Annotated in this window: 6 protein-coding genes and 2 pseudogenes; 4 read left to right on the forward strand and 4 right to left on the reverse strand. The window is 68.6% G+C overall.

Annotated elements, in window-relative coordinates; genetic code table 11:
- The first annotated feature begins 34 nt into the window (after nucleotides 1-34).
- Nucleotides 35-1,435, forward strand: a complete 1,401-nt coding sequence (mnmE, locus tag JHC36_RS09770) for a tRNA uridine-5-carboxymethylaminomethyl(34) synthesis GTPase MnmE (RefSeq protein ID WP_287918602.1) — start codon at nucleotides 35-37, stop codon at nucleotides 1,433-1,435.
- Nucleotides 1,436-1,460: 25 nt separating this feature from the next.
- Here the strand turns inward: mnmE and JHC36_RS09775 are convergent, their stop codons facing one another.
- The gene (locus JHC36_RS09775; protein WP_287918604.1) at nucleotides 1,461-2,777 is read right to left on the reverse strand and encodes a D-amino acid dehydrogenase; all 1,317 of its coding nucleotides are present in this window, start codon (nucleotides 2,775-2,777) and stop codon (nucleotides 1,461-1,463) included.
- Nucleotides 2,778-3,133: 356 nt separating this feature from the next.
- Here JHC36_RS09775 and JHC36_RS09780 point away from each other — a divergent pair, with 356 nt between their 5' ends.
- On the forward strand, nucleotides 3,134-4,045 hold the full coding sequence (locus JHC36_RS09780) for a LysR family transcriptional regulator ArgP (RefSeq protein ID WP_124222938.1): 912 nt from the start codon (nucleotides 3,134-3,136) through the stop codon (nucleotides 4,043-4,045).
- A gap of 61 nt (nucleotides 4,046-4,106) precedes the next feature.
- A complete protein-coding gene (locus JHC36_RS09785; protein ID WP_287918606.1) occupies nucleotides 4,107-4,736 on the forward strand; it encodes a TetR/AcrR family transcriptional regulator in 630 nt (209 codons plus the stop codon).
- An 18-nt stretch (nucleotides 4,737-4,754) separates the two neighbouring features.
- On the opposite strand, the gene JHC36_RS09790 is transcribed toward JHC36_RS09785, so the two are convergent.
- The 3 genes and pseudogenes from JHC36_RS09790 to JHC36_RS09800 form a co-directional block, all read right to left on the reverse strand.
- Complete coding sequence (locus JHC36_RS09790; protein ID WP_287918608.1) at nucleotides 4,755-5,177, reverse strand: universal stress protein; 423 nt, start codon at nucleotides 5,175-5,177, stop codon at nucleotides 4,755-4,757.
- 103 nt (nucleotides 5,178-5,280) lie between these two features.
- Nucleotides 5,281-5,397: pseudogene (locus JHC36_RS09795) on the reverse strand (metallophosphoesterase); the annotation flags it as partial.
- 85 nt (nucleotides 5,398-5,482) lie between these two features.
- Nucleotides 5,483-6,466 carry a LysR family transcriptional regulator gene (locus tag JHC36_RS09800; RefSeq protein WP_124222946.1) on the reverse strand — a complete coding sequence of 328 codons (984 nt, stop codon included), beginning with the start codon at nucleotides 6,464-6,466 and terminating at the stop codon, nucleotides 5,483-5,485.
- Between the two features lie 119 nt (nucleotides 6,467-6,585).
- Here JHC36_RS09800 and JHC36_RS09805 point away from each other — a divergent pair.
- Nucleotides 6,586-6,998: pseudogene (locus JHC36_RS09805) on the forward strand (hypothetical protein); the annotation flags it as partial.

Raw genomic sequence — 6,998 nt, forward strand, 5'->3', positions numbered from 1 at the left:
GCAGGGGCGTGGGTCCCTCGCGGCCGATCCGATCGTGGCGATCGCCACCGCCCCGGGACGCGGCGCGGTCGGCATCGTTCGGGTTTCGGGCCCGGCGCTGGCTGGCCTGGCCGAACGGCTCTGCGGCCGCCCCCTCGAGCCGCGCGTGGCAACCTACACCGCGTTTCGCGACGCCGCGGGCGGCATCATCGACCAGGGGCTCGCGCTGTACTTCGCAGCGCCGCACTCCTACACCGGCGAAGACGTGCTCGAACTGCAAGCACATGGGGGGCCGGTGGTGCTGCAGTTGCTGTTGGCGCGTTGCCTCGAAGCCGCCGCCGAGATCGACCCCGCCACGGGCGCGCCGCGCTTGCCTCGGCTGCGGCTCGCGCGGCCGGGCGAATTCACCCAACGCGCGTTTCTCAATGACAAGCTCGACCTCGCGCAGGCGGAGGCGGTCGCAGACCTGATCGACGCCAGCACCGAGGCGGCTGCGCGTTCGGCGGCGCGCTCGCTCGCCGGCGTGTTTTCGGCCGAGATCGAGCGCTTGCGCGAAGCGCTGGTGCAACTGCGCATGCTGGTCGAGGCCACGCTCGACTTTCCGGAAGAGGAGGTCGACTTCCTCGAACAAGCCGATGCCGCCGGGCAGCTCGAAGCGCTGCAGGCCGGTGTCGACGCGGTGCTGCGCAGCGCGCGCCAGGGCGCTCTGCTGCGCGAAGGCATCAAGGTCGTCATTGCCGGACAGCCCAATGCCGGCAAAAGCTCCCTGCTCAACGCGCTGGCCGGGGCCGAGCTCGCCATCGTGACGCCCGTGGCCGGGACGACCCGCGACGTGGTGCAGCAGACGATCCAGATCGAAGGCGTACCGCTCCATGTCCTCGACACCGCTGGCTTGCGAGACAGCGAGGACGAGGTCGAACGCATCGGCATCGAGCGCGCATGGAGCCACATCGAAAACGCCGACGCGGTGCTGTTCCTGCACGACCTCACGCGCCTCGGCGCTCCTGAATATGCAGCGGAAGAAGACCGGATCACGCGGGCGCTGAGCCAAAAACTCGGTCCAAACGTGCCTGTGATCGATGTCTGGAACAAGCGCGACGCCTGGCCCGACACCCACGCGCTGCCGGGCCCCGCCGACGCGCGCGATGCGCTCGTGCTCTCCGCGCGCACCGGCGAGGGGCTGCAGCGCCTGCGCGAGCGGTTGCTCCAAGTCGCGGGCTGGCAAAGCGGCCAGGAGGGCCTCTACCTCGCGCGCGAGCGCCACGTGCAAGCCCTGCGGCAGGTCCAAGCCCAGCTCGACCACGCCCGTGCCCTGCTGCAAGCCCCCATGCCCAGCCTCGAACTGCTGGCCGAGGAGCTGCGCTTGGCCCAAAACGCACTCAACGAAATCACCGGCGCCTTCGGCGCCGACGACTTGCTGGGGGTCATCTTCAGCCGCTTTTGCATCGGCAAGTGAGCGGCGCAGGCCGGTCGACGACTGCTCAGGAGGTCAAGGGCCGCGGGGTGACTGCGGCAGCGGTGGAAGCCGCCTCGCCCAGAAAGCCAAAATCCAGCGCCGGCCGCTCGCCGCTGATCAGTTCGGCCAGGGCCTTGCCCGAGCCTGCGCCGTGCGTCCAGCCCAGCGTGCCGTGGCCGGCGTTGACCCACAACCGCTCCACGCGCGTGCGGCCGATGAACGGAATGTTGGTCGGGGTGGCCGGGCGCAGGCCGGCCCAGTAGTTCGGTTCCGAGAGGTCGCAGACGCCGGGGAAGATCTGCTCGACCCGGCGCGCAAGCATCGCGCAGCGCGCCTGCGACAAGGGACTGTCGATCGAAGCATCCCAGCCACCGACCTCGATGGTGCCGGCGATGCGCAGCGTATCGCCGAGCCGGCTCATCGCGCACTTGACGCTGTCGTCGAGCAGGCTCACGGTGGGTGCCGCCTCGGGCCGCTTCAAGCGGAAGGTGGCGCTGTAGCCCTTGCCCGGGTAGATCGGCAGGCGCACGCCCACCTGGCGCAGCAGCGGGGCGCTGAAGCTGCCGCAAGCCACCACCGTGGCGTCGGCCTGCAGCGTGCGGCGCCCGCCGCCGAGCGTGTCGCGCAGATGCACGCGGGCCAGCGCGCCGCCCTCGGTCTCGAGGCGCTCGACCGCGTGCTGCCACAGGAACTGCGCGCCACGCTCGGCGCAGCGGCGCGCCAGCGCCTGGGTGAACAGCCGCGCGTCGCCGGATTCGTCGCTGGGCGTGTACGTGCCGCCGACGATCGGTTCCTGGCTGTACGCCAGCGCGGGCTCGATGGCGAGCAGTTCCTCGCGGCCCACCACCCGGCGCGCGACGCCGTAGCGCTGCATCAGCTCCGCGGCGCGTGCCGCGGCTTCGAAGGCGCGGGCATCGGTGTAGTAGTGCGCGATGCCACGTTCGAGCCGGTGGTATTCGATGCCGGTGCGGCGCACCAGATCTTTGAGCGCCGCGTGGCTGTAAGCGCCGAGCGCGACGAGCTGGCGCACATTGCGCTCGAAGGCCGCGTCGTTGCATTCGGCGAGGAAGCGCAGGCCCCAGGCCCATTGCGCGGGGTCCAGCGTGGGGCGGAACAGCAGTGGCGCCTCCTTGCTGAACATCCATCGGAGCGCCTTGAGCGGCGCCTCGCGGTTGGCCCAGGGCTCGCAGTAGCTGACCGAGATCTGGCCAGCGTTGGCAAAGCTCGTCTCCAGCGCCGCGTCGGGCTGGCGGTCGACGACGATGACCTCGTGCCCGCGCTCGAGCAAATGCCAGGCGGTACTCACGCCAATGATGCCCGCGCCGAGGATGAGGACCTTCATGACTCTGCTCCCAAGAAAAGCGAAATGCGATGGGCCACAGTGTCGGCCTCGACCTCGCCTTTGAAAAGCGGGATTCAAGTATCTGCAGGCGGATTAGATTGGCTGATAATCCTAAATCCGGCAGTTGGGCGCGCCTGGGCGGGTCGTCATCGGGCGCGTGGGCAAGGCGCAAACCGCAGACATGGCGGGTGCCATGGCGAGGATTTGCAACGCCGCCCCCGCGCCCGAGGGCGGCTCGAACGGGTGCGCAGCGCTCACCCAAACGGTGAACGGCCTGCGCACCGAAAATAGTTGAGACGCCAACACCTTGCATTCAGCGAAAAGCGGTCAACTGCCGGATTTAGGATGATCGACGCATGGACACCGACGCGCTCGAATGCCTCGCCGCCATCGTGGAGGAAGGCGGCTTCGACCGCGCGGCGCAGCGGTTGCACATCACCCAATCCGCGGTGTCGCAGCGACTGCGCGCGCTCGAAGCCCAGGTGGGCACGGTGCTGATCGTGCGCAGCCGGCCGCTCAAGCCGACGCCGGCGGGGCGATTGCTGCTCAAACATGCGCAGCAGATGCGACTGCTGCGCGCCGATCTGGAGCGCGACCTGCGCGAACTCGCGCCCGGCAACCGCGCCGGCGCCCGCGAGCACGAGCGCGTGGCCATCGCCATCAACGCCGACAGCATCGCGACCTGGGCGCTCGATCCCCTGGGGCCGCTCGTGCGCGAGGGCCTGGCGCTGGAGATCATCACCGACGACCAGGACTTCACCCATGAGTGGCTGCGCTCGGGCCAGGTGCTCGGGTGCGTCACGACGCTCGCGCAGCCCTTGCGCGGCTGCAAGCTCGTGCCGCTCGGGGCCATGCATTACGTGGCCGTGGCGTCGCGCGACTACGCGCGCACCCACGCCCCACAAGGGCTCACGCCGCACAACTTCAGCCGCCTGCCCTTCGTCGCCTTCAACCGCAAGGACGACATCCCGGCCGAATTCGTGCAGCAGGCCTTCGGTCTCTCACGCGTGGCCGTGGGACGCAGCTTCGTGCCCAGCTCGCAAGGCCAGGTGCGCGCGGTGCGCTCGGGCTGGGGCGCGAGCGTGGTGCCGGAACTGCTGGTGCGTGAGGCGCTCGCCGCGGGGGAACTGGTGGATCTGCTGCCGGGCCGGAGCCTGCCGGTGCAGCTGTATTGGCATTGCTGGAACCTTGCCTCCGAGGTGCTGGACGCGCTCACGAAGGCCATCGTCGACGCCGCTTCTCGAGTGCTGGCCCCAGCGGGTGACTGATGGGTCGCGTTTTGGCCGGATCAAACAAAGGTTATACGCGCGGTTCTAGAATGAGGTCATCATGACCGAAACCGCTCTTGCGCCCGTGCGCACCAAACCCTCGTTCAAGGCACAGATGCTGCAGGCGCGCGAGGACGCCATCATCGCCGCCGTGAACCGGCTGTTGGCCGAAAAAGGCTTCGACGCCATGACGGTGGACGAAGTCGCCGCCGAGGTCGGCATCGCCAAGGCCAGCCTCTACAAGCACTTCCCCAGCAAGGAGGATCTGGCCTGCGCCGCGATGGTGCGTGTGATGCGCCGCGCCCAGGCTTTCTTGGCGTCTTTGCCCGCAGATGGCCGGCCGCTCGAGCAGATCAAAGCGGTGGCGCGCTGGACCATGGAACTGCAGCTCGCCGGTGAGATGCCCTCGCTGCCGAGCCAAAACTCCAGCCTGCGCGCAACGCTGATGAACAGCGCCGACTACATGAACGGCCTCATTGAGATCAGCGACCGCCTGGGCCGCTGGATCGAAGCGGCCCAGAGCGAAGGCAGCATCAACCCCGCGCTGCCGCCGCTGGCCGTGCTCTACACGCTCTATGCGCGCGCCTGCGACCCGGTGCTGGAGTTCCTCAAAGCCTCGGGCCAGTTCAGCGACGCGCAGATCGTCGAACTGGTGATGAGCACCTGCTTCGAAGGGCTCGAAGCGCGCTGAGCGGTGCGCGCGACGAGCTCAGCGCACCAGCAGCACGGGCACTTTGCAGTGCGCGAGAACCTGGGTGGCCACCGACCCGAGCACCAGGCTCGCCAGCGCGCCGTGGCCGTGTGAGCCCATGACGATGAGGTCGAACTGGCCGTCTTCGGCGAACTTGGCGATGGTTTCGCCCGCCGGGCCAACCTTCCAGGTCGCCTGAGCCGTCACGCCGTGGCGCTCGAGGAATTTGCGCACCGGCGCGAGCACCTTTTCCGCCCCCTCGGCGTAATAGGCGTTGACCACGTCCTTGCCGACCGCTGCCCGCGCCCGCGGCGGCAGTGGCGGCTGCACCGTCAGCACGGTGTACTGCGCACTGGCGTTGAAGATTTCATCGTGCGTGACCAGGTAGGCCAGCATCTTCTTGGTAAACGGACTGCCATCGACGGCCAGCAGGATCTTCATCGCGCGTCTCCACATGGGGTTGAGCTGACACGGAGTCTACCGATTTGGGCGAGCATCGGGCGCTCACCTTTGGGCACCGGTTCCACTTGACCGCGCCCGCTGCGCGCTGGTACGAGCCGATGTCGCCGGCCAGGACCAGCACGTCGGCGCCGGGAGAGGGCTGCGGCTGAAAGCCCGGGTCGGCCTCGAGGTGAAGGTCGGAGAGCAGCTGGATCTTCATCGGGGCTGGGTGGATGGCGGGCCCGCTTCAACCCAAATCCGGATCATTTTTAAAAAAGTGGGCGCTTGCCGGCAGGAAATGGCGCTCAATCGCTCTCATTTTTGAACTCTTGTACGGCCTCGGCCGCGCGCAGCACGCTGCTGCGCAGCCATTGGTGCGCCGCATCGCGGTCCCTGCGACGCGCCCAGAGCGCTTCGACATGGACCGGCGGCACCTCGAAGGGCAGAGGGCGCATCACGAGTTCATCGGCCATGCCGGTTTGGGGCACGAAATGCCGCGGCAGTACGGTGAGTAGGTCCGACTGAACCACGACCCGGCCAGCGGTGAAGAACTGGTTCACGGTCAGCACCACCCGCCGACTGCGCCCCAGCGCGGCCAGCGCCTCGTCGATGAAGCCCCAGGGTCGGCCCGAAAAGCTCACGAGCAAATGGCGCGCCGCGCAATAGCGCGACAAGGTGAGCGGCCCTTTCGCCAGCGGATGCCCGCGGCGCATGACGCAGACATAGCTGCCGGTATAGAGCCGCTGGTGCGCGTATGCCACCGCCTCGGCCGCCTGGGTGCGCGCCGTCAGGTCGGCCAGTACCGCGGGGAAATAGCCCACCGCCAGATCGACCTGACCTTCCTCAAGCCAGCGCCGCGGATCGCGGGTGGTCAAGGGCACGATGCGCAGGGTCACGCCCGGCGCCTCGACCGAGGCGAGCCGCTCCAGTTCGGGCGCGAGCGTTGCAGCGGTCGCGTCGGCCATGGCCAGCACGAATTGGTCCCGCGCCGCCGCCGGGTCGAAGCGGCTCGGGGCGAGCGTCTGCTCCAGGCTCTGCAGCGCCTCACGCACGCCGGGCCAGAGGGCGAGCGCGCGCGGCGTGGGCTCGACCCCCGCCCCGCTGCGCCGTACGAGGTCGTCCCCCAAGGCATCGCGCAGCCGCCGCAAGGCATTGCTGACCGCCGGCTGCGTCAACGCCAGGTTGCGCGCGGCGCGCGTGAGGCTGCGCTCGGCCATGACTTCGTCAAAGACCCGCAGCAGGTTCAAGTCGAAAGTGCGGAAGTTGACGGTGCTGTCGGCAGGGCTCATCACGCCATTACATCATCACGATGCTGAATGTTCAACATCATCAATATAAAGTAGAAAAACACCCGTGGAAACCCTAATCTTCGCCTCCAGCCCTACCGGGCTTTTCAAGGATCAAGATCATGAGTCCCTCTCCCGACACCGCGCTGACCCTGCGCTCGACCGCTGACCTGCCCGAAAGTCGCGAACCGCTGCCCGCAAGCCGCACGACCGCTCGGGCGCTGGCTGCGCTGCTGCTCGCGGCCATCGTGTCCGCCATGCTGGTCGTCGCCGATCAGATCATCGAAACCTGGTCTGACGGCCATTTGTTGCTCGCCTGGGCGGGCCTGTGGGCACTCGGCTTTGCCGCCATCGTGCTGCTGGGCGGCACCGTGCGGCGCTTCGCGCAGCGCCTGACCGAACTGCTCGACGAATGGGCCCGCGCACGCGCGCAGCGCCGCGCCGACGCCCGCCTGTGGGCCATCGCCCAGCGCGACCCGCGCATCATGGCCGACCTGCAAGCGGCCTACGCCCGCAAAGAAACCGCCGCCGAGCC

Source organism: Tibeticola sp. (assembly GCF_022759015.1).
GTDB classification, from domain to species: Bacteria; Pseudomonadota; Gammaproteobacteria; order Burkholderiales; family Burkholderiaceae_C; genus Tibeticola; species Tibeticola sediminis.

Excerpts from the sequence above, each read along its gene's own strand:
- JHC36_RS09780 (WP_124222938.1), top strand. The coding sequence starts at position 3,134 with ATGGACACCGACGCGCTCGAATGCCTCGCCGCCATCGTGGAGGAAGGC.
- JHC36_RS09790 (WP_287918608.1), bottom strand. The coding sequence starts at position 5,177 with ATGAAGATCCTGCTGGCCGTCGATGGCAGTCCGTTTACCAAGAAGATG.
- JHC36_RS09800 (WP_124222946.1), bottom strand. The coding sequence starts at position 6,466 with ATGAGCCCTGCCGACAGCACCGTCAACTTCCGCACTTTCGACTTGAAC.
- JHC36_RS09775 (WP_287918604.1), bottom strand. The coding sequence starts at position 2,777 with ATGAAGGTCCTCATCCTCGGCGCGGGCATCATTGGCGTGAGTACCGCC.
- JHC36_RS09785 (WP_287918606.1), top strand. The coding sequence starts at position 4,107 with ATGACCGAAACCGCTCTTGCGCCCGTGCGCACCAAACCCTCGTTCAAG.